Raw genomic sequence first — 20,627 nt, forward strand, 5'->3', positions numbered from 1 at the left:
CCTTTTCGATGCGGAATAGTAGTAGTATCGGTAATTCAGGGGGGCAGACTAAAATTCGGTCTGGGGTGAGTGCGATCCCGGTGACGAATTCCTGGACTGGCGCTGCTGCGAATCGGCTAACTTGATTCCTGCTGGGAATTTCTGTTCCATGTGTCGGGCCAGAAGCGGCACCGCTTCAGCAGTCAATAGACAGCGGGAAAAGATCGGCTGAGGGGGACTGCTCTCGGAGTCTGTCCTCCTGGAGAATGATGAAGATGTAGCAGACATGCGGCGTTCCTTTTCAAAAGGTCGGGTAAAACGGCAGGAGCCGTGCGATTCAAAAGCATTATCGTCACAGGACTTAAAGCCACGCTGAAGCAAAGATAAAATCCACTTCATCTTTCATGGCGTTGGGAAGGGAGTGCGTATAATGCCTGTGCAGGAGACCTGTTAACACGAGAGATACATACGATTTGAGTCGAAGGCATTTGAGATGAGCAGCCGGATTTTGATAGTGGAAGACGAGGAAAAGATCGCCGATTTCCTGGTGCGGGGACTGGCCGAAGAGGGATATGCGGTTGATCATGCAGAAGATGGACGTGTGGGCTGGCTGCTGTTGAATAATGAGGCCTGGGACCTGGTGATTCTCGACTGGTGGCTGCCGGTGGAAGACGGGATTCAACTGCTGCGTCGCTTTCGTCAGAAAAATCGCACGACGCCGGTGCTCTTCCTCACGGCCCGGGACGCGGTGACCGAGCGGGTCACGGGGCTGGATGCGGGAGCCGACGATTATCTCACCAAACCCTTTGCATTCGAGGAACTGCTGGCGCGGGTTCGGGCGTTGTTACGACGTCCGGGGCAGTCCAGCTCGGTGGTGATTGAGTTCGAAGATATCCGGGCTGACCTGGAGACACAAAGAGTCATGCGGGCCGGTCAGCCGTTGGAGCTCACGACCAAAGAGTTTTCACTGCTGCTGTTCTTTCTGAGGAACCCGGGCAAGGTACTCTCGCGGACACGGATCTACGATACCGTCTGGGACGATGCTTACGACGGGCTGTCAAATACGCTGGAGGTGCATATCAAGGAACTCAGGCACAAACTTGAAGCCTGCGGTCCCCGTGTGATCCAGACCTTACGGGGGCGGGGTTACATTCTGGAAGCAGCTTCCGTTGAGGAGGGACTGCGATGAAGCTGACCACGCGGGTTTCCCGGTTCTTTCTGATCGCGCTGGCTGTCATCCTGGTGGGTAATTCCCTGATCTTGTATGGCGTGGCGCGGACCTATCTGGAACATCATTTCGATGAACAGCTCGACGCCTTACTGCATGTTCTGGTGGCGGCGGCGGAGGTGGAGAGTGACGATGTTAAATTCGAAGCGACCGATCATTACGTGGCCGATGAAACTTCCTCCGGCAATGCATTCTGGCTGATTGTATCCGGGGACGGTCGCGTGATTGCTCACTCGGAGAATTATCACGCTGCGACGGGAACGGCTCCGCAGGGGCATTCTGAACAACCGCTGATTCCTGATCCCGAAGAGTATCAACAGTCTGGCTGGCGGATTGTGACCCATCATCTGGCGGCTCCCGATCCAAAGCCGGTCGAAGAGCGCTCGTCGTTGGAGCATGCCGAGTTGACGGTAATCGCTGCGAGCAGGCTGTCGCCGTTACAAAGTACCCTGTTCTGGCTGGCCGTGGTTTTGATTGTACTGCCGGCGTTCTGCTGGCTGATCGCGGCGTTACTGGGCAGACGCTTTTGTGGGCAGGCCTTGAAGCCCATTCGCCAGCTGGCCGATGAGGTACGTCAACTCGATGTGCGGGACCCCCGCGCCCGACTGGATGTACCCGCGACCGCGGATGAACTGGAAGAACTGGGAGGGGCTTTCAATGAACTGCTGGATCAGCTGTTTCAGGAATACGAACATCAAAGGCGGTTCGCGGGAAATACGGCGCACCAGTTGCGTACGCCGCTGACGGTGATGCAGGGACAGGTGGATGTGGCTTTGCGACGTCCGCGGAGTGTTGAAGAATACCAGGAGACGCTGGCTTCGGTCAGTTCTGCGAGTCGTTCTCTGAACCGGACCGTCGATGCTCTGCTCTTCCTGGCGCGACCGGCGGGGGATGAACCGATTCCCGATCTGCAGCAAGTCGATTTGTCGGCCTGGTTGCTTGAGGAGCTGAATCGCTGGCAGCAGAATGACCGCGGAGACGATCTGGTCTGCGAGAGTGAATCAGGGTTAATCTGTGAGACCTCCCCTGCACTGCTGGGGCAGATCCTGGAGATCCTCGTGTCGAATGCCTTTAAGTACAGCGAACCGGGAACGCCGGTCACGGTGCACGCGAAGCGGCAAGGCGATCGAATCGAGTTGGCGGTGCAGGATCAGGGAATGGGGATCGCGGAGGAAGATTGGGAATCGATTTTCGAACCCTTTTTCCGTACCCGCCAGGCGCGGCGACAGGCTTCCCCGGGGACAGGGCTGGGATTGGCGCTGGCACAGCATATCGCGACAGCGCTGAGTCTCAAATTACATTGTGAGAGTCGGCTCGGTGAAGGCAGCCGCTTTGTGTTATCGATTCCTTCCCGGTAGGTCATCAATGCCTGTATCTGTTCAAGAGTATGCTTAATTTCGCTGAAACCGGGATAATTGCTTGACTGCTTCTGTACAGGTGTTGTGTTGTTGTTTATTCTGGGCCTGCTTATGGATTAACAACTTCAGATGACACCTCCAGATGAAAGCTGCCCGAGATAATGGATACCGATGAAGAGATGCGCCAGTTGAAATCGATGGCGAAATGGGTTTTGATTGGTTTAGTGGTCTTTATTTCCTCCGGATATTATGCGTTTCAGGAACTCAAGTTCATGATCTGGGGCCAGACCGCAGAGGCCACGGTAACGAACGTATTCGAGACATCTGAGCGGCGAAAACCACTGCTGGCGGTCGAGTATACATTTACGGATGAGGAAGGTCAGCATCACAGTGAGCGTGACGATGTGCCACGCAGCTGGCCGAAACCGGGGCCGAAGGTGACGGTGCAGTATCTGTCGGGCGTGGAGGACTCATCGCGACTGGAGGGACATTCCAGCAGCACGGCTGTCTGGGTCTTTCTGACATGTTGCGGATTGATGGCGTTTGGCTGCTTCAAGCTGTACCAGATGGCCAGCGAAGCCGTCGATGGCCCGCCCCGCAGGAGACGACGATAGCGTGATCCCTGAGCGGATCGGGAAGTATGGTAGCGATGAATGATTTGAAGCCGAACGAAAATGCCTGGAGATGGGAAGGACTCCCCCCGATCCGCAAGCAGTGGGTCGGCAATGGTGAAGCGGTCCTGTCACTGGTCTGCCTGGTTTCGCTCTTTCTGTTCTGCTCCCCACCCGGCTCTCTGACCCGGGAATCACAGATCCCCTGGATGTTGTTCGTGATTCTGGGGCTGGGGATCGGGCTGAGTGTGGGAGGCATGCGCTTTGGGAGCCTACCGGGTTATCTGATCGGGATTTTATCGCTGGTGATTCAGCTGCTGATCCTGGCTCTGCTAGTGCTGTATACCAATTTCGTCTGAGCTGACTGTCCTCCTGCTGTTAAAGAGTGATACTAACAGAAAACGAGTTACCTTGATGGCTGAAACAGAGTCTGAACAGGCTGAAGCGACGGCTGCTGTGCCCCGCTCGCGCTGGAAACACTGGGTGGGCAACTGCGAAGGGCTCCTGGCGCTTTTCTGCCTGATCTGGCTCTTTCGTCCAGGATATATCTCTAGAGGTGAAATCCCCTGGCAACTTTATATCACGATGGCACTGGGATTCGGATTCTCGATTGGGGGCATCCGGTTCGGAGGAACTTTGGGAAGGCCCGCCGGACTGGTGGCACTGGTTTGTCTTTCAATTCTGATGCTGATTATTCTCATTACCAGCATCCCCTATTTCTTCTGAACAGCATGGCGACAGACGTCTTCTCAGTAGTTCAAGCACAGCAGCTTCAGGATTCCCCAGAGGATTTCTCAATATGACACCGGAAATTCTGTTTCAGCAAACCTCTGATTTCTATCAATCTTTGATTCACCCGGATCTGAGCGATGTCGATTTTCACAGAGAAATCGAGGCCTTCCGTGGGTTGCGAGCAGAACTGGATCGAGAACTGGCCCTCACCCTCATCCAGGAAAGTAACTGGCGGACTCGCCTGCTGGGGCTGGCGGTAGGGGCGTTACTCAGAGAATGGTCGCTGGCGCCAGTGGTGCTGGAGTTGATTCGGCAACCGACGGGAATCTCAATTGTCCCAGCGGGGGCCTGGTTGATGGTCCAACATCAGCAAGCCCCTTCTCTGTCGCCGGAAATTGATGAGATTGAATTTAATACGGGACAGTTTGACGGTGAGGTGGGCTGGATACTGACACGGTTGCAGGCACAGAATGATGGAACCTTGACGGTCGTCCCCGAAGAGGAGGGGCCGAACTATGGTCAGTCGCTGCAGAGCCAGCTGGCTTTGTATGAGTGGCTTTGCTCACAAAAGTGAATTCCGGCGAACGTCTGACCGATGATGGTGTCTCAACTGGCGTCTATTCTACCTTGTGCCTTACTGGAGAGACCATGTCTGCCAAACTGAATCTGCTGGTGCTGCGCTGCCAGGATCTGTCTGCCTCAAAAAAGTTTTATGAGCAACTGGGATTTCAATTCCACAAAGAGCAGCATCGGACCGGACCGGTACACTATGCTGCGCAGCTGGAAGAGATGGTATTTGAGCTGTATCCACTCAAACCGGGAGCAGCCGTTGATCAGACACGGTTAGGGTTCCGATTGTCGATCGAGGGAGATTTGAAGGAGAGACTGGATCGGGCCGGGATCGAAATTTGTGATTTTACTCATCATCCCAAGTATTCGGTGTATGTCGTACAAGATCCGGACGGCAGGAAGGTGGTGCTCTCCTGATCCTTGTCTGAAGTAAGTGTGAGAAACCAGATGCCCCGTCTTTATGAAATACGAGCAGACTATGATCGCGAGACGATCGTTGTGTACCAGGCCTATGCAGATCCGATTGCGGATGCGGCGCTTGAGGCACAGACGTTTGTGCGTCCGTTTTCATTGACGCGGATGACGTGGATCAAGCCTTCGTTTTTATGGCTGATGCATCGCAGTCACTGGGGACAGAAAACGGGACAGACACGAATTCTGGCGGTCCGTATCACCCGTGCCGGCTGGGAACGAGCGCTTTCACTGGGTGAGCTGACATCTCCCGAACGGGGCGTCTATCGCTCTGCAGCCGAGTGGGAGCGGAAATTCCAGACCGCGCCCGTGCATATTCAATGGGACACGGAACGGAGTTCCCGCGGAGCGGCTCTCTCCTGCTTCAGCATTCAGGTGGGCCTCAGTCGTCACATCATTCGCGAATATGTCGAGGAGTGGATTGTCGGCATTGAAGATCTGACGCCACGGGTTCGTAAGTGGAATGCGATTCGTGTCGGGAGCAGCCGCAGTCTGAAACGGGAGCTGCCGGGCGAAAAAGTTTATCCGGTGCCTGGGGAATTAACTCGAAAGCTGTTGATTTCCGACTGAGATGGTTTACAAGTGGAGGAAACCAGAACGGAAGGCAGGTTAAGCAATGGCGAGAAGCGAATCCGGAACGTTCACAACCTCGGACGGGGTGAATCTGCATTACCTGACTGCCGGTGCGGGACCGCCGCTGGTGATCCTGCCCGGCTGGTCGCAGTCAGCGGCGCTGTTTCAGAGGCAACTGGATGACTTGAGTGACAGGTGCCGCTGCCTGGTCCTGGATCAGCGCGGGCATGGAGAGTCGTCCAAACCGGATTATGGATATCGCGTCTCCCGACTGGCGATGGATTTGCGCGAGTTACTGCAGGCGTTGGATCTGCAGGATGCGATTCTGCTCGGTCATTCCGCGGGCTGTACGGTGATCTGGAATTACCTGGATCTGTTCGGCGAGGCGGGATTGCGTGGCCTGGTGCTCTGTGATCAGATGATTGCCCGCATCCGTCGGCCGGAATGGTCGGAAACCGAATGCCGCCAGTATGGGGCCGAGGCAGGCGGCGATGAAGTCCTCGCGCAGGCAGAGCTGATCGGCAGCAAAGAGGGGCCGGCTAAGACAGGCGAATTCCTGGCGAGCATGTTTACCGAGAGTTTCTCTGAAGCGGATCTGTTGCAGGTGATTCAGGAGAGCCTGAAGTTTCCCCGCCCGTATGCTGCGGAACTGCTACTGAGTGTGAGTGCCGCCGACTATCGTGATCTGCTGCCCCGGATTTTGCTGCCAACCCTCTGTATCGGCGGCGCAGCCAGCCACCTGGGACCTGAGGTCATGCCCTGGATTGCGGAGCAGATTCCCCGCGGCCAGGTCGAGATGATCGCTGCGGATGCGGGAGGCAGTCACTTCATGTATCTGGAGAATCCGGAAACTTTCAACAGTGTTGTCAGAGACTTTGTTAATCAACTGACTGAAGGTAAATGACCAGCATGCGGAAACTGGCAATCGGCAGGATAATCGGGATGCTGCTGGCAGTGACTTCACTCACTATCTGTCTGTTTGCGTTGAAATTATCCTGGGATGCGAACTCCCGGTTTGAGCAGGCGATCACGGCCCGGCCGATGGAGGCGGTGCTTGATCTTTCACAGCCGGGGACGGTGACGGTTCCCTTTGAACAGACCTGTTCTTTCTCGCATGGGGAAGGCATCTATCTCGACCTGAATGATGCGGAAACAGACAAAGAACGTGCGGAGATTCTGGGACGATTCTCTGGTTCCATTGTAATTCATGATCTTGCCGGTAACGAAATCGTGAATCGCGGGCTGTCTACTTCCCAGGCTTCTGAGATGAACGGCGAGGTCAGACTGGCCGACCTGCCCACTTTTGCGGAGGGAGACTACAGGGCGACGATCACCGTAGTTACACACGGGATCGCATCCCCCCATTCCCGTCAGACAATCTATGCGCGCTATGAATTGTGCGGACTGGAGCAGATACCTGTCGTGGTCTTTGGTTTTATTTCGTTCTGTGCGGGCTTTGTGGCTCTGGTCTGCGGCAGTACCACGCTTCCCGGATGGTGGCGCCACGGTATCTGGAAGCCGGTCTCTCCGGAGGAGCCCCCGTCGGAAGATTCCGCTGCACAGAAAGGCGATTCGACAGAGACGGATTCGTCCGACACCGAACCGCCGCGAGAATTGTTTTTCTGACATCGATCTAACAATTAATAACTGCGGTCGAATTCTAAATCTGCTAGACTCATGCGCAGCAGGCACACTTGAGGAGAATCTCCCGCCGATTCTCTGATGAATCCGACATCTGCATGCGGGCTCTTAGTCAGGCAGTTGTCGAAACCTTTGACTGGTGAGAGGTGTCTGATGAGTCTGTTCGCTGTCGGTTTAGGTAGCACACCGGATGACCTGCTGGCGATTCTGGGGCTTGCGATTGCATTGTCGGCCTATCTGTCCGGGATCCGCTTATATGCAAGACAGAGAATTGCTGACATTCCAGAAAATGATCCACAGAGAGACGAAAGAAAGCGGAAGATTCAGATCAAACTGGCGTTGTTGACTTTAGCCGATGCGCCCATGGTCTTCTCTGCTTTTCTGCTCGGGTTGACAGTTTTATGGTATCCTGTGACGGGGTTTAGACCTAATGCCTCGTTTGTACCGCTGGGTATGGGGTTGTTTCTGTTTGCGGGCGTGGCAATGGTGATTCAACATATGCTGGCCTGGTACGATACACTTTCAGAACTGATTGACCATGTGGCGTTAAATATCATGCTGGTCATGTTGATCGTGGCGGGAGTACTCTGGTGGATTTTTCTGTATCTGGAACAGCATTAGAGGAACTTGTGGATGGCGATGGAAGATTTGAAACGGGATCTGGAAGCAGTCGCAGGTCAACCGGTTGCTGACCTGCAGGCGGTCTATGATCGGCGTTCGGAAGAGCCGGCGCTGGGCACGGAACTGGTCTCGTTGCTGGCTGATCCTCAACTGCAGAAGCCGGCCAGCTGGCTGTTGAGGCGGCATCTGGAAGCGGGGCACGCTTTGAGTGTCGCCCAGGCGAAGCCGCTGTTTCGGGCTCTGTCGGGATTGCAGGACTGGGAGACGCGCCTGCAGGTGTTGCAGAGCCTGTCTTACCTGCCGATCGGAAAGCGGGAGGTCAAACCGCTGGAGGCCTTCTTAAGAGACTGCCTGGAGAGCGAGAACAAGTTTGTGCGTGCCTGGGCCTATCACGGGTTTCATGAACTGGCGCTGCAACATGCGCAATTCCAGGATGAGGTTGATCGTCTGCTGGAGCGGGCACTGGAAGACGAAGCGGCGTCGATCAAGGCGCGGGTACGAAATATTCTGAAGCAGAAACTCAAACATCAGAGGTGAGCGACATGGATCTGACGACGTTGACCAGCTTCTTCATGTGGTGTTCCATTTTCAACGGGGGGCTCCTGGTGTTGTGGACGCTCTGTTTTCTGTTGATGCCGGATCTGGTGTACCGGACACAGAAACGCTGGTTTCCTCTCCCCAGGGAGACCTTTGATGTGGTAATGTATGTGTTTGTAGGCGCGTTCAAGCTGCTGTTTCTGGTATTCAATCTGGTGCCTTATCTGGCGCTGTTGATGATCGGGTGATGTCTAGTATGGTGAGAGTCTAAATGACGGAATTAGAGTCTGCTGACAATACGGAAATCATTTTCTCGATGCGTTTCCTGTTGATCATCTACTTTATCTGGGTCTGGCCTTTTACGTTCTTTGGCCTTTGTGTGAATGAAGCTGATATCAGTGCAGGAAATGCCCCAAGTTTTCCCTTTTTGTCTCCGATCGGTGCTGAGGGGATTTTAGAACTTCTGTTCTTTCCCGTTGCAACTCTGGCAGATTTATTCATCCTGCTGTGGCTATTACGTTTCTGTTTACCTCAGTCCTTAAAGCACAAGTTAGTCTGGGAAGCTTCTACGGCGTATCAACAGGATGATGTAATTAAGAATGATAAATTAGCAGTCTGTTCCCCTTTTCTGGCTCTGCTGGGGACAGTAGTGCTTTCCTATGCTAAGTCGCATATTCGAGTGGATGGTTCTCGCCGACAACCCGTGGTAACGTGGGAAGGACCTGCTGCAGAGTATTTTGAGAGGTTGCTTGCTTTGGGGTGGACATTGTCTTACTTGGCAGGGATTTTAGGCTTAGTTTCTTTCGCCTGCTTCTCCACTCGAAAGAACTGGATGGCTATTGTCGGTGCTGTCGTAGGATACGGTAATATCTTTGGCAGTTTTGTAATTGCTTGCGCGATTTATGAAGACTGATCGATAGAGGATAGATTATTAGCTGCCCTGCTACGCGCTTTTTGCGGGGCGAAAGTTGAATAGAAGTATGAACACGTATGACAGGAAAACCATTCAGGGATGTTAATGGTCCCCTGCCCGGCGAGCGGGATTTTGATCCGCACGAAGGCGATCTGGATGCACTGGTGGCCTGGGAGAACTTTGGTGGGTTGACGTTGAAGGAAGCCTATCAGAGATTTCAGGAAAATCCCTTTGTCTACCAGGAAGATTTCATGTGGATGGGGGGGAAAGCGTTTGCTTATTATTTCCCGGTACTGGAGCGTTATCTGCTGGTTACGCCGGTCTGGGGAGCAGATGAGGAAGCCGAGTGGTGCCAGGTGTATGGATTGGGAGCCGCGATCCAGTTTCAGTTTTCCGATGACTGTCTGCCGGAAGTGCGAGAGCTGGTGCCCCGCGTGTTTCCCCTGGTCGCGCAGGTCAAAGAGTCGATCGAAGCCTATGTCGACAGCGGACACCCTTATTATTCCGATCCGGAAATGCAGCAGCATGTCATCCGCGAATGGAATGAACTGGAAACCCATCTGCAGCAGTTCCAGAATAAATGAGCGCTTGAGGGTGCGCCGTCTCTCCTGTTCCCAGGATCGAGACAAAGTCTCGCACTGATTCTACGCAAGCGACAGGCAAGGCGTGGGAACGGCGTTCAAAAATGTTGCTGTTCGTGATCGGCATGAATCTTGCAACTCCTCTCCGGCATGCTCATCTCGGATGGAATGCAGAAACGGAAACAGAGAATTGCAGTCTGGATTGACTGTTGGTTCTTCTCGACTGTGTGTTTCCTGCATGACATCTTGAGCAGAATGCAGAATCAGGCCGGTGCGGAAAGGTTTTGCATGAGTTGTGCAGGATGCTGCAGTGTGAGCCGGTGACATTCTGCAGAAATGGAATTCGTTGATTTGACGATTCAAAAATGCCTTTCTCAGAGATGAGAGATTGATTTATGATCCACAGGTCAACGGGAGCGGAAACTGGCATACAGCGGATGCGATGACTGCGGATTCCATTTGTTTTTCCTGACTGGTATCTGTCATCACCTGTCGATCAGTTCGGCATTATTTTTAAATGAGGCATTCCCATGAAAAAAGACATTCTGAAAAACGTCGTGTTGTATTGTGGCGGGGCGCTCTGCTGTGTGATTCTGTTATTCTGGTCGCTGGACTCGTTCAACGGCGCACAGGGGCACTGGGAGGCCGAGATTGGTCAGGCGGAGCAGCAACTTGCGCTGACGCTCAGACTGGCGGGCCGCGAAGACCGCACGCTGCGTCGGCAGGTGGTGTTTTCCGATCAGGCAGCAAACGCACATCCCGCGGGAACATTTACACTCCCCGAACAGGCGGAACAGATGCGAGGTAATAAGCTGACGTTTGAAGACACGACCATTCTGCCCGGACGCGTGACATTTGAATGGGAAGGACATCACTTTGATCTGATGTTGAACAGCCTGACGGTGGATGGCAAACAGTACGACTGGAAGAATCAGCAGCCGATCGCACTGGTTAAACGAGCGGATGTGACCCATTTGCAGTAAGGCAGAAGCATATGCTCGGTCAACTGCTATGTGACTCAGTCCTTCGGCTGACGTAGTTCATTTCCTTTCACGGTACCTGCCTGGCCTGTCAGCGTAAGGACTTCTACTTTGGGATCGCTGGAGACTGCCACATTGAAGAAGACATGCGACGGGGCTTGGGGTTTCTGAATCAGCAGTGCCGTGCGGTGGAAGTCTTTGATGTGGTTGTGGGAGGCCATCACAGTCGCTTCACTGGCACTGAGCGCGTGACGCCAGTGATGGAAGCGATTTCCTGTGAGCGTTACTTCCGCACCGGGCAGTGCCCAGACCCCGAAGTTGGGAGGACCGACTTTGCGGAGGGAGGTCCCCGCGAATTCATTGTTTTCCGCCCGCAGTTTCCCGGCGACGCGAATACCGGCGACTCCGCCGCCGCGAATGGTATTTCCAGTGAGGGTGACATCAGCGCCCGCGAAGACCATGAGAATGGGAGGCAGACCTCCCTGACGGGCGAATTCATTTCCCATGAACTGGACGGTCCAGCCTGAGTGCACCCCGGCGGCGACCTGCGCGTTGTCGATGATGCGGTTGTTGATTACTGTGGATCGACCTGATTTGCAGTCAGCGAAGCCGAGGCCCGCGGTTTTGTTGTGATGACAATAATTGTTGATGAGTGTGGTGACAGCGTCGCCCTGCTGACCGATGCCAGACTGTCCGTTCTGATAGCATTCATTGCCGATGATGGTAGGAGAGGCGTGTGACTGAGAGCCGATGCCCGCCAGGCGGTTCTGGTAGCAGCGATTGTTGCGGATCAGCGGTGCGGCAGACTCGCTGGCGCCGATACCGGCCATGCCGTTGTCATAGCAGTCGTTGTCTTCAATCAGGGGACGCGTATTGGCGCCGGTGCGGGAGCCAATGCCGGCGCGACGGTTGCGGTAGCATTTATTGCCACGCACGAGGGGACAGGAACCTTCACTGATGCCGATCCCGGCGCGGATGTTTTCAAAACAGGTATTATTGATGACGGTCGGGCTGGCATCGTCGTGTCCGATGCCCGCGTAGAAGTTTTCGAAGCAGGTGTTCTCTTCAATGACCGCCTGTGAGTCGTGCATGGAGCCGATGCCGCCACCCATGTTGCGGTAACAGACATTGCGATAAATATGAGGAGTGCAGCGTTTACTCTCGGTCGCCTGGGCAGCGATGCCGGTGTAGCCGATGTGATGGACGATGTTATTCTGAACCGTGCAGGTGACGCCCATGATGGCAATACCCGGTGTGCCCGGAGCACCGATGTGTTCGTGTGACTGCTGTTCGCCCCGCGTGGCATGATGGTGGTTCCATTTCTGTTCGTCGTAGACGCCGATACCCGTGACGGTGAATCCATCCAGAACGGCGTTCTCTGCCAGCAGGACACCGGCGCCCTCTTGCTGTCTACTGCCGTCAATGATTGTAGTTTCGGCTCTTTTCAGGCCACGTTCTCCCCTGCTCTCGTCTCCTGCGCTTTTGAGCGTAACACCTGGTTTCAGCCGCAGACGTTCGTGATAGGTTCCTGCAGCGACCAGTACGGTGTCTCCCGGTTGGGCGGCATCGATGGCGGATTGAATCGTCGGAAACTTTTCAGGTACAGACAGTGTGTCCGCTGGTAGTGTTCTGGGATGTACGCAGAGTGTCAGCAGACAGGTCAGGGACAGCAGAGAGAGACGCGGGAGCGGGGTGGGAAGATGATGGCGCGAGCACATGGCAGTTACTCCTCAACGCGGCAGGTGGGGAATGTTTTTCAGCTTCCAAGCTACCAGATTGAACGGGGGGATCAAGCGCTTTCCTGTTCATTGAAGAACACTGTTAAACAACAAACAGGTCGGCAGGTAGTCGCTTGACCAGTGCCGGTTTTCTCAGATAAAATATCGTTCTATTCCAAGAAAGGACCCCTTCTCTTTATGTCTTTACCCCTTGATCTCTGGCTGATTCATCCCGAAGCGGAAATGTGTGATGCGTTTCGGGATCGTTTTCAGGAACTCCCCCATGTGACGGTAATGGAATGCCGTTTTGAAGACCTGCCCCCGCACGACTGTTTTGTAACTGCGGCGAATTCGTTTGGCATCATGAATGCCGGTATCGATGCCGCGGTGGTCAATTTCCACGGTTATGACCTGATGAAACGGATTCAGCACCGGATTCTGGATCTGTATCTGGGAGAACAACCGCTGGGAACGTCGTTTATTGAGCCGATGGGAAATCCCGATTATCCCTATGTGGCACACAGCCCGACGATGCGCGTCCCCGGTTCGATCTCCGGGACGGATAAAGTGTATGCAGCGACCTGGGCGTCCCTGCTGGCCGTGTATCAGCACAACATCAGCCAGGAAGACGAAGCTGCCAAAATTAAAACGGTGGCCTTTCCTGCGATGGGGGCCGGCTTTGGATGCGTACCCTATCGGGAAGTGGCCCGGCAGATGGCCGTGGCGTATCAGCATTACCTGGATCCGCCACATCGGATGGACTGGCAGGCAGTAATTCGCCGTCAACAGGCGATTGCCTACGATGAGGGGCAGCAGGTGGTTCGCTGAGAAATTCAATCCAGGAGTTGTTTTAAGCGAAAAATCGATTTTCGCCCCTCAACTTCAGTGCGGGCGGGACTATAAATCCGTGGGGAGCTGGTGGAAGCTCTGATCGTGTTCTATTCCGTGCTAAAGAAATGCTGATGTCATGCCTGAACTGTCTGCTGACGCATCTGAGTTGATCCTGTTGACTGGAGCCACCGGATATGTGGGGGGACGGTTGCTGCAGGTGCTGGAATCGCGGGGTGCCCGGCTACGATGCCTGGCGCGGCGGCCGGAGGTGCTGCGGGAGCGGGTCGCTGAGACCACGGATGTGGTTTACGGGGATGTGCTGGAACCGGAGACACTCCTGCCGGCATTGACCGGAATGAAGGTAGCATACTACCTGATTCACTCGATGGGCGAAGCCGGTTCGTTTGAGGAGAATGACCGGCGGGCTGCGGAACATTTCGCGCGGGCTGCCCGGGAAGCGGGGGTTGAACGGATCATCTACCTGGGAGGTCTGGGGAATGAAGCAGAGTCGCTCTCCCCTCATCTGCGGAGTCGACAGGAAGTGGGGCGGATTCTCAGATCGTCTGGAGTGCCGGTGATTGAATTCCGGGCGTCGATTGTGATCGGCTCGGGGAGTCTGTCGTTTGAAATGATTCGAGCACTTGTAGAACGCTTGCCTGTGATGGTGACGCCGAAGTGGGTGATGCGGGCCGCGCAGCCCATCGCGATTGAAGACTTGATCGCGTATCTGACCGAGGCTCTGGAAATATCTATGCCTGAAAGTCGGACGTTTGAGATCGGTGGTGCCGACCAGGTTTCTTATGCGGAGATCATGCGGGTGTATGCCCGCTGTCGGAAGATGCGGTTGAGAATGATTCCGGTGCCTGTGCTGACCCCTTATCTGTCGAGTCTCTGGCTGGGACTGGTGACACCCCTGTATGCACGCATTGGTCGCAAGCTGATCGAGAGTATTGTGCATTCCACGGTGGTCCAGGATGAGCGTGCGCGGGATACCTTTTCGATCGAGCCGATGGGAATCGAATCCGCGATTCAGCGGGCGCTGAATAACGAGGAGCGTGAATTCGCGGAGACGCGCTGGTCGGACGCGGTTTCGTCATCGGGACAAGTGCGGTCGTGGAGTGGTGTGCGATTTGGAAACCGGCTGGTCGACGCACGGAGTACCACGGTGGCGTGTCCTCCCGAGATTGCTTTTCAGCCGATCCAGCGGATCGGGGGTAAGACCGGCTGGTATGCCTGCGACTGGCTCTGGCACCTGCGGGGCTGGATGGATCTGCTGGTGGGCGGCATTGGTGTGCGGCGTGGTCGTGCGCATCCAGTGCGGCTGCGCGTGGGAGATACCGTCGATTTCTGGCGGGTGGAAGCGTTTGAGCCGAACCGACGCCTGCGTCTGGCGGCCGAGATGAAACTGCCGGGCCGCGCCTGGCTGGAGTTCGAAGTCAAAGAGGATGTGCAGGGTTCGACGATCTCTCAGACGGCGATGTTTGATCCGGTGGGACTGTGGGGGCGGTTGTACTGGTATGCGGTCTGTCCGCTACATTATTTCGTGTTTGCGGGGATGCTGAAGAATATCGCCCGGGCGGCGGAAGGGATCCAGGGTGCTGAATCTTCTTCCGAACCTTCTCTTTCCCGGTAGACCCCCTGCTCTGATTTTCGTTATGGCATTGTACGGCCGTTCTGTTTTAAGATAGGTCTGTCTACGGTTGTGTCCGTCAGTCTACAACGAATAAGGGAGCCTGCGATGACGAAAGTCTTACTCACCGGTTTTGAAGCCTACGGTTATACTCCGGTCAATCCTGCGGAATCGGTGGCGCGGGCGCTAGACGGGGCCGTCCTGGGTGGCGCGGAGATTGTTTCGCGCATTGTGCCGAACGCTTTTTTTAAATGCATCGATTATGTGAAAGCGGCGATTGAGGAAGTCCAGCCGGAACTGGTCGTGATGATGGGTGAATACGGGGGCCGGTCGATGATCACAGTGGAACGCCTGGCACAGAATCTGAATGACGGGACGCGTTATGGCCTGGTGGATAAAGCGGGCCGTTCCCTGCAGGGCGGTTTGACGGTAGCCGATGGTCCGGCCGCGTATTATACGACGCTGCCGATCCGGGCGATGGTTCAGGCGATGCGGGATGCGGGAATTCCCGCTGATATTTCGGATGCAGCGGGAACGTTCTGCTGTAATCATCTGATGTATGGGGTCCTGCATTATCTGTCCCAGAGTGACTCGCCGATCCGGGCGGGCTGGATTCATCTTCCCTATCTCCCCGAGGTGGCCGCACGCGTGGAGAACCTGGGCGAACCCAGTATGTCGGTCGAGACATCGACCGAGGGAGTGCGGATGGGAATTGAAGCAGCGTTGACTCATCCAGAGGACATTGATGCAGCGAGCCCTTCCCGGCTGCAGATCTGAACAATTTACGTGATCGATGTGATGAAAGAACGGGAGTCTTGCGTGTCGGAAACCAGTCGATCTGAGAAGATGAAACAGAGTACCAGAACGAAGTTTGTGTTCGGCGGCTTTATGCTGGCGATCCTCGTGCTGGGCTGGGGAATCGCCGTGGAGTCGGTGATTCAACACGACCGCTATTGGGATGAGCGGATCATGATTCCCCGCGGTTCCGGAGGTGTCGAGGATGAACTCCGTCGGGAACAGGGGGACCTGTTTCACAGTCCGCGATTCCAATCCTCGGCGGGAGAAGTGATTGTGAACTCCATCCGATTCCTGCCCGATGTCCGGTTCTTTTTCATTGAATTCTATGATAATCACCCGGTCGTGGTGATCTTCTTCTTTCTGATCGAAGTCGGCCTGTTGTGGCTGGGTTATGTGACGGTCAAGGATGACTTGCGAGCGGAAGCCGAAGCAGCAGACGAAGCTTCTCAATAATCCAGCAGTTCTTAAATCATCGCAGGCTGCTGAGCTTGTTTGCCAGGCTGAACTTCGGGTTTGTCGTCTGTGCTCCTCACTTCAGATACTCGTGGCTCTGTTTGCAGTTATGACGTAAGTGACAATATTATAATGTCTTAGAGTCTAAGATTGTCATCTTATCACCTACGGTTTTCTTTTTGAAATCGGAGCCAATTCCCTTGACGGTTCTCGAAAATAGCGGCTATATTGTTTTGAGACTGAATCTCAGTGTCATGTTTTGTGCTGAGTGATAAGTGCTGATTTGTTTATCCAGTCCGGACCCAGCCCGCGAGAGATGAGGTTGTGTCTGGAGGGCCTGTGTCGTGGGAGCGACCTGTTTCGTGTTCCTGCCCGGCTGTCTCCAGAGACAGACTTCTTTCAGTAGCCAGCCAGATTCCTCCGGAGAGAGATCGTTTCAAAGTCGAAGCGATTTTCATTCCCGTTTGGTTACTGATTGAAGGAGATACCCACCATGTTGTCTCGCGCAACACATCTGTCCCGCCCTGTTCCCCGCCTCGCAAAACGATCCGGCTTTACGCTGATCGAACTGCTGGTTGTGATCGCGATTATTGCGATACTGATTGCCCTGCTGCTGCCTGCCGTACAACAGGCCCGCGAAGCCGCTCGTCGTTCGCAGTGTAAAAATAACCTGAAACAGATCTCGCTGGCGACTCATATGTTTCATGATACGTTTAATGAGTTTCCTTACGCAGTGACTGACGTAGAGGAAACTGTTGATCTGACTGTCTCGCCTTTAACGACAACCTGGACCACGGGACATATTCAGATCATGCCCTACCTGGAGCAGGATGCGGTGGCCCAGCGCTGGGATAAGGAAGAGACACGTAACAGCACCAATGATGCAGATGGCGATGGATTTACGAATGCGATGCTGGTGCAGATGATTGTGCCGACGTTTATCTGTCCCTCCATGACGATGCCGACTGCACCACTGACCGACAACCGAGCCCCCTGCAGCTATATCTTCAGTGCGGGCACACCGGAAACCAATCTACTACATTATGCTACCTGGTATGGCGTACCTGAGCCTGAATATAACGGTGCAATCATTCCCCGCATTCTGGACCCGAGCAAATCCAGCAGCCCGAGTTATGAAAAGTCCACCAAAATGCGTGATATCACAGATGGGACAACGAATACGTTTCTGTTGGGAGAAACCGATTTTGCCCCCGCAGGGGTTCCCTCTGATACTTATGGTAGTGTCTGGGCTTATGGGTATGCCGGCTATACCTGGGGTACGACGAATGCCAGACTCAATACGAAAGATGGTTCAACCAGTTATGGCGTGTTCCGCAGCCAGCATCTCGGAGGGGCCCATTTCGCGATGGTGGATGGCTCGGTGCATTTTCTGTCTGAGAATATTGACTTCGGTTTATACCAGGCATTGTCGACCCGCTCTGGCAGCGAAGTGGTTTCGTTTCCGTAAGCTCGTTTGAAATAGAATTAACAGGAGTTAGTAGCAATGTTACGTGTCGTCTGTCTGAGCCTGATTCTGTTTCCGGTGGTGCTGACTGGATGCGGATCCTCTGAGTCAGATATTGAAATCGGTAAGCCAGCCGTTCTCGCCGCGCAGCCACCACTCTCCCTGGAAGAGTGGAAAGCCATGACTGATTTAACCGAGAAATATGATGGTGCAACGCTGGAACGGCTGCGGGCTGGAAATCCTGAACTGAAAAGTGATCGAGCCTGGAATAAATACCAGAAAGAATTCGTTGCTCCTCAACTTGTCAAAGATAAACCGCTTAAGGAGCGAATCTGAAATGATTTGATCCAGCGCTAAAGAACTCATTTTCCGCCGGGGGCAGTCCATCGTGGGCTGTCCCCATTTTTTATGGATAGTGTGATATGAAGCAGAGATGAAAACGGTTTGTGAAAATTTGTGGCTGGTTGACAGGGGGATACATGCTGTCATAATGTGACGAATCGAATTGCAGGCACAAACGTAATTTGAACTGAGAGTCCAGCAACTGTGGGCTTGAGAAAATTAAGCGAAAGGTGATTACAGGGATGTCTGCAACGAGAAGAGGCGGGAGCCAGGGAGACGAGGCTTCCACTACAAAAGTCGTCGGGATGCTGATGCTGGCGATCGCAGGGTTTGGCTGGGCATTTATGGCGGCCGCTTATGCACATGAAAAACAAGGCTGGCGACAGGAGTCGACCAATCTGACGGAACCTGATGCTGATGGAATTCAGTACGATCAGCGATTTGAAGATGGGGGAAGTATTCGCCAGCAGTCCTATTCTTCACTGTGGGACTTTATCGGCAATGCGTTCCGCCAGCTTCCCAATCTGTTTGGAGTACTGGCGTTTTCATTTCAGCACCGGCTGTGGCTGGTCATTCTGATTGCCTGCCTGGAAGTGGGCGCACTGGGGCTGGGCTATGCGATGAGCAAAATAGACTGATGTGATTTCCACAAGATTTCTGCTGACGTAAGGAACTCTGACAAGATGACCGAAGACCCCCGTCCCCGTCGTAAACGCAGACGTCCTCCCGAGAGTGCGGGAGACTCTGTCAGTCGCAAACCCCGGCGCCGACCTGCCAGCCGCAAAGTCGCACGTGCCGAAGAGGATGCGCCGCCGGTACGGAAAAAAAAGGCGACGAAATCGGGTCGCAAGAAGAAAAAGAAACGAAAAGACCACGATGAGGGCTGGTCGACCAAGCAGGTGATTACGCTGGTGATGATCGGTATTGCGATGTTCGGCTGGGCCTGTGCTGCCGCCGCGTATGCGCATGCGAAAGAGGGCTGGCGGTCCAATGAAGTGGAACGTTTCGCTGAGGAGCATGGCGAAGAACTGGAGTCAAGTTCCCGGTTGTCCCGGCGGGGGGCCCGCAGTGCGATGATCAAAACCGCGGCACGTGCTTTGATGGATTTTATCGGAAACGCGTTTAAACAGCTTCCCAACTGCCTGGCGGTGATCGCCTTCACGTTCTCGGAACGGCTGTGGCTGATTATTCTGTTTGCCGTGCTGGAAGCCGGTGCGCTGGGCCTGGGCTTTGTAATGGAAAAGGTGGGGGAAGGTTTCGTGGAGACGCCTCGGTATTGAAGCGTTTGAAAGCCACCCCCCCTGCTTTACCATTACTGCTACTGCGCAACGAAGATGAACTAATCCTTCGCTTTCGCTTTAGGAAGTTCGTCCAGTTTGAAACGGACGGAGACCACTGAGTTCTGATTGGCGTTGTCGCGGTATTTGACGTAGGTCGTCGCGACGATGGTGCCATCGGGCAGGAGCTCGACACCGGGGTAGCCACAATCGCCTTTGCGTCCATACTGATGCAGCAGCTTGATGCGGTACTTCCCATCCCGTCCCTGGACGATATCGTCGTACGTACCAACCCAGGCTACAAAGTCGCCACGTGTTGAACTGCCGGGAGCCTGGTCGCGGAAGCAGATCACCAGCTGTCCGTCTTTCGTGAAGACTTCTTTATGACGGTCGCCTGTCAGGCCCCAGGGGGTATCGACGGGCTTCGTCCAGGTTTGGCCTTCATCGTTGCTGAACATCATCAGGCTGCGGCCTTTGTGTGTATTTTCCCGCATCAGGCAGCAGAGCTGTTTGCCGTCGGGACTGCGGAAGACGCAGGGCTCACAGGGATTTTTACCCTCGACTTCGGCAACGATCCGCGGCCTGGACCAGGTGAAGCCGCCGTCCGCGGAGATGGTCTGCAGGACGACCAGTGGCGCCCGGTCCTTGCCGTCAGGTCCCCGGTGATAAAGTCCCAGGTAACGGCCATCTTTGAGGCGGACCATGCTGCTGAAGGTCATGACACAGGGGAAACCGAGGGGCGGCATTTCTTTCCAGGTTTTGCCGTCGTCTTCACTCATGATACTGGGCATGCCCGGCCCGCCCCGTTTTCCCAGTGCTGCTGAGAAGACCCAGAGACGTGCGGTGCCATCGGGACCGATCATCCGATAGATACTGGGACAGTTCTGATGGGTGGAGTAACCGGCGGGGAGTCGTTCGTCGATTCGCTCCCAGGTTTTGCCTCCATCGGTGCTGCGGGCCATGGGGCCGGCGGAACCGCCGTGATTGATGCACCAGACGGCGTAGATGGTTTTCTGATCGGGCATCAGGAGTGTAGTCGGGTGTCCCTGATAGACTTTGGGAGTACCGGCGGCGATGACGGTCTGTCGCTCAGTCTGTTTGGAAAGATCGATGAGCGGCAACTGATCGGCGGCTTGTAAAGCAGCATTCTGTGATGTAGTGAGCAGAACAGCGGTCAACAGCAGTGGCGTGAGTGAGAACAGGTGATTCATCATGCGATCTTTCTGTGAGCTTCAGGCAGGTGTGTTGTGCGGCGTGTTTCAGACCCTGATCTGATTATAAAGCGATGGACAGGGAATGTCTGGTATTGTGACCGAAT

At 54.6% G+C, this 20,627-nt stretch carries 26 protein-coding genes; 24 read left to right on the plus strand and 2 right to left on the minus strand.

Features of this window, described 5'->3' with window-relative positions; all coding sequences use genetic code 11:
- Window positions 1–472 precede the first annotated feature (472 nt).
- The 16 genes from FYZ48_RS26925 (at window position 473) to FYZ48_RS27000 (ending at window position 10,798) form a co-directional block, all read left to right on the plus strand.
- Window positions 473–1,168, plus strand: coding sequence for a response regulator transcription factor (locus FYZ48_RS26925; RefSeq protein ID WP_149345589.1), 696 nt, complete (start codon window positions 473–475; stop codon window positions 1,166–1,168).
- Window positions 1,165–2,565 carry a sensor histidine kinase gene (locus tag FYZ48_RS26930; RefSeq protein ID WP_149345590.1) on the plus strand — a complete coding sequence of 467 codons (1,401 nt, stop codon included), beginning with the start codon at window positions 1,165–1,167 and terminating at the stop codon, window positions 2,563–2,565. The genes FYZ48_RS26925 and FYZ48_RS26930 overlap by 4 nt, the downstream gene beginning before the upstream one ends.
- A gap of 161 nt (window positions 2,566–2,726) precedes the next feature.
- Entirely contained in the window at window positions 2,727–3,179 is a 453-nt protein-coding gene (locus FYZ48_RS26935; protein WP_145183349.1) for a DUF3592 domain-containing protein, read from the plus strand.
- A 35-nt stretch (window positions 3,180–3,214) separates the two neighbouring features.
- Window positions 3,215–3,535, plus strand: a complete 321-nt coding sequence (locus FYZ48_RS26940; RefSeq protein WP_149345591.1) for a hypothetical protein — start codon at window positions 3,215–3,217, stop codon at window positions 3,533–3,535.
- 55 nt (window positions 3,536–3,590) lie between these two features.
- Entirely contained in the window at window positions 3,591–3,902 is a 312-nt protein-coding gene (locus tag FYZ48_RS26945) for a hypothetical protein (RefSeq protein ID WP_149345592.1), read from the plus strand.
- A 73-nt stretch (window positions 3,903–3,975) separates the two neighbouring features.
- A complete protein-coding gene (locus tag FYZ48_RS26950) occupies window positions 3,976–4,482 on the plus strand; it encodes a hypothetical protein (protein ID WP_149345593.1) in 507 nt (168 codons plus the stop codon).
- Between the two features lie 74 nt (window positions 4,483–4,556).
- Window positions 4,557–4,895 carry a VOC family protein gene (locus tag FYZ48_RS26955; protein ID WP_145183363.1) on the plus strand — a complete coding sequence of 113 codons (339 nt, stop codon included), beginning with the start codon at window positions 4,557–4,559 and terminating at the stop codon, window positions 4,893–4,895.
- Between the two features lie 30 nt (window positions 4,896–4,925).
- Window positions 4,926–5,519 (plus strand): DUF4291 domain-containing protein, encoded by a 594-nt coding sequence (locus FYZ48_RS26960; RefSeq protein WP_149345594.1) that lies wholly within the window; start codon window positions 4,926–4,928, stop codon window positions 5,517–5,519.
- Window positions 5,520–5,565: 46 nt separating this feature from the next.
- Entirely contained in the window at window positions 5,566–6,426 is an 861-nt protein-coding gene (locus FYZ48_RS26965; protein ID WP_149345595.1) for an alpha/beta fold hydrolase, read from the plus strand.
- 5 nt (window positions 6,427–6,431) lie between these two features.
- The gene (locus FYZ48_RS26970; protein ID WP_149345596.1) at window positions 6,432–7,148 is read left to right on the plus strand and encodes a hypothetical protein; all 717 of its coding nucleotides are present in this window, start codon (window positions 6,432–6,434) and stop codon (window positions 7,146–7,148) included.
- A 168-nt stretch (window positions 7,149–7,316) separates the two neighbouring features.
- On the plus strand, window positions 7,317–7,784 hold the full coding sequence (locus FYZ48_RS26975; RefSeq protein ID WP_149345597.1) for a hypothetical protein: 468 nt from the start codon (window positions 7,317–7,319) through the stop codon (window positions 7,782–7,784).
- 12 nt (window positions 7,785–7,796) lie between these two features.
- On the plus strand, window positions 7,797–8,321 hold the full coding sequence (locus FYZ48_RS26980) for a hypothetical protein (RefSeq protein WP_149345598.1): 525 nt from the start codon (window positions 7,797–7,799) through the stop codon (window positions 8,319–8,321).
- A gap of 5 nt (window positions 8,322–8,326) precedes the next feature.
- Entirely contained in the window at window positions 8,327–8,569 is a 243-nt protein-coding gene (locus FYZ48_RS26985) for a DUF6868 family protein (protein ID WP_149345599.1), read from the plus strand.
- A 23-nt stretch (window positions 8,570–8,592) separates the two neighbouring features.
- Window positions 8,593–9,234, plus strand: coding sequence for a hypothetical protein (locus FYZ48_RS26990; protein ID WP_149345600.1), 642 nt, complete (start codon window positions 8,593–8,595; stop codon window positions 9,232–9,234).
- 77 nt (window positions 9,235–9,311) lie between these two features.
- Complete coding sequence (locus tag FYZ48_RS26995) at window positions 9,312–9,818, plus strand: hypothetical protein (protein ID WP_149345601.1); 507 nt, start codon at window positions 9,312–9,314, stop codon at window positions 9,816–9,818.
- Window positions 9,819–10,345: 527 nt separating this feature from the next.
- A complete protein-coding gene (locus tag FYZ48_RS27000) occupies window positions 10,346–10,798 on the plus strand; it encodes a hypothetical protein (protein ID WP_149345602.1) in 453 nt (150 codons plus the stop codon).
- Between the two features lie 35 nt (window positions 10,799–10,833).
- Here FYZ48_RS27000 and FYZ48_RS27005 read toward each other — a convergent pair whose 3' ends face one another.
- Window positions 10,834–12,513, minus strand: a complete 1,680-nt coding sequence (locus FYZ48_RS27005; RefSeq protein WP_149345603.1) for a right-handed parallel beta-helix repeat-containing protein — start codon at window positions 12,511–12,513, stop codon at window positions 10,834–10,836.
- Between the two features lie 198 nt (window positions 12,514–12,711).
- Here FYZ48_RS27005 and FYZ48_RS27010 point away from each other — a divergent pair, with 198 nt between their 5' ends.
- The 8 genes from FYZ48_RS27010 to FYZ48_RS27045 all read left to right on the plus strand — a co-directional run bounded on the left by FYZ48_RS27010 (window position 12,712) and on the right by FYZ48_RS27045 (window position 19,312).
- Entirely contained in the window at window positions 12,712–13,341 is a 630-nt protein-coding gene (locus FYZ48_RS27010; protein WP_149345604.1) for a macro domain-containing protein, read from the plus strand.
- A gap of 139 nt (window positions 13,342–13,480) precedes the next feature.
- Window positions 13,481–14,977 (plus strand): SDR family oxidoreductase, encoded by a 1,497-nt coding sequence (locus tag FYZ48_RS27015; protein WP_149345605.1) that lies wholly within the window; start codon window positions 13,481–13,483, stop codon window positions 14,975–14,977.
- Between the two features lie 105 nt (window positions 14,978–15,082).
- Window positions 15,083–15,751, plus strand: a complete 669-nt coding sequence (pcp, locus tag FYZ48_RS27020) for a pyroglutamyl-peptidase I (RefSeq protein ID WP_149345606.1) — start codon at window positions 15,083–15,085, stop codon at window positions 15,749–15,751.
- 42 nt (window positions 15,752–15,793) lie between these two features.
- A complete protein-coding gene (locus tag FYZ48_RS27025; RefSeq protein ID WP_149345607.1) occupies window positions 15,794–16,225 on the plus strand; it encodes a hypothetical protein in 432 nt (143 codons plus the stop codon).
- 493 nt (window positions 16,226–16,718) lie between these two features.
- Window positions 16,719–17,693, plus strand: coding sequence for a DUF1559 domain-containing protein (locus FYZ48_RS27030; RefSeq protein ID WP_149345608.1), 975 nt, complete (start codon window positions 16,719–16,721; stop codon window positions 17,691–17,693).
- Window positions 17,694–17,729: 36 nt separating this feature from the next.
- Complete coding sequence (locus FYZ48_RS27035) at window positions 17,730–18,026, plus strand: hypothetical protein (RefSeq protein WP_149345609.1); 297 nt, start codon at window positions 17,730–17,732, stop codon at window positions 18,024–18,026.
- Window positions 18,027–18,274: 248 nt separating this feature from the next.
- Window positions 18,275–18,670 carry a hypothetical protein gene (locus FYZ48_RS27040; RefSeq protein WP_149345610.1) on the plus strand — a complete coding sequence of 132 codons (396 nt, stop codon included), beginning with the start codon at window positions 18,275–18,277 and terminating at the stop codon, window positions 18,668–18,670.
- Between the two features lie 45 nt (window positions 18,671–18,715).
- Window positions 18,716–19,312, plus strand: coding sequence for a hypothetical protein (locus tag FYZ48_RS27045; RefSeq protein WP_149345611.1), 597 nt, complete (start codon window positions 18,716–18,718; stop codon window positions 19,310–19,312).
- A gap of 59 nt (window positions 19,313–19,371) precedes the next feature.
- Here FYZ48_RS27045 and FYZ48_RS27050 read toward each other — a convergent pair whose 3' ends face one another.
- The gene (locus tag FYZ48_RS27050; RefSeq protein ID WP_149345956.1) at window positions 19,372–20,520 is read right to left on the minus strand and encodes a sialidase family protein; all 1,149 of its coding nucleotides are present in this window, start codon (window positions 20,518–20,520) and stop codon (window positions 19,372–19,374) included.
- Between the last annotated feature and the right edge of the window lie 107 nt (window positions 20,521–20,627).

It is taken from the genome of Gimesia chilikensis, assembly GCF_008329715.1.
Classification (GTDB): Bacteria; Planctomycetota; Planctomycetia; order Planctomycetales; family Planctomycetaceae; genus Gimesia; species Gimesia chilikensis.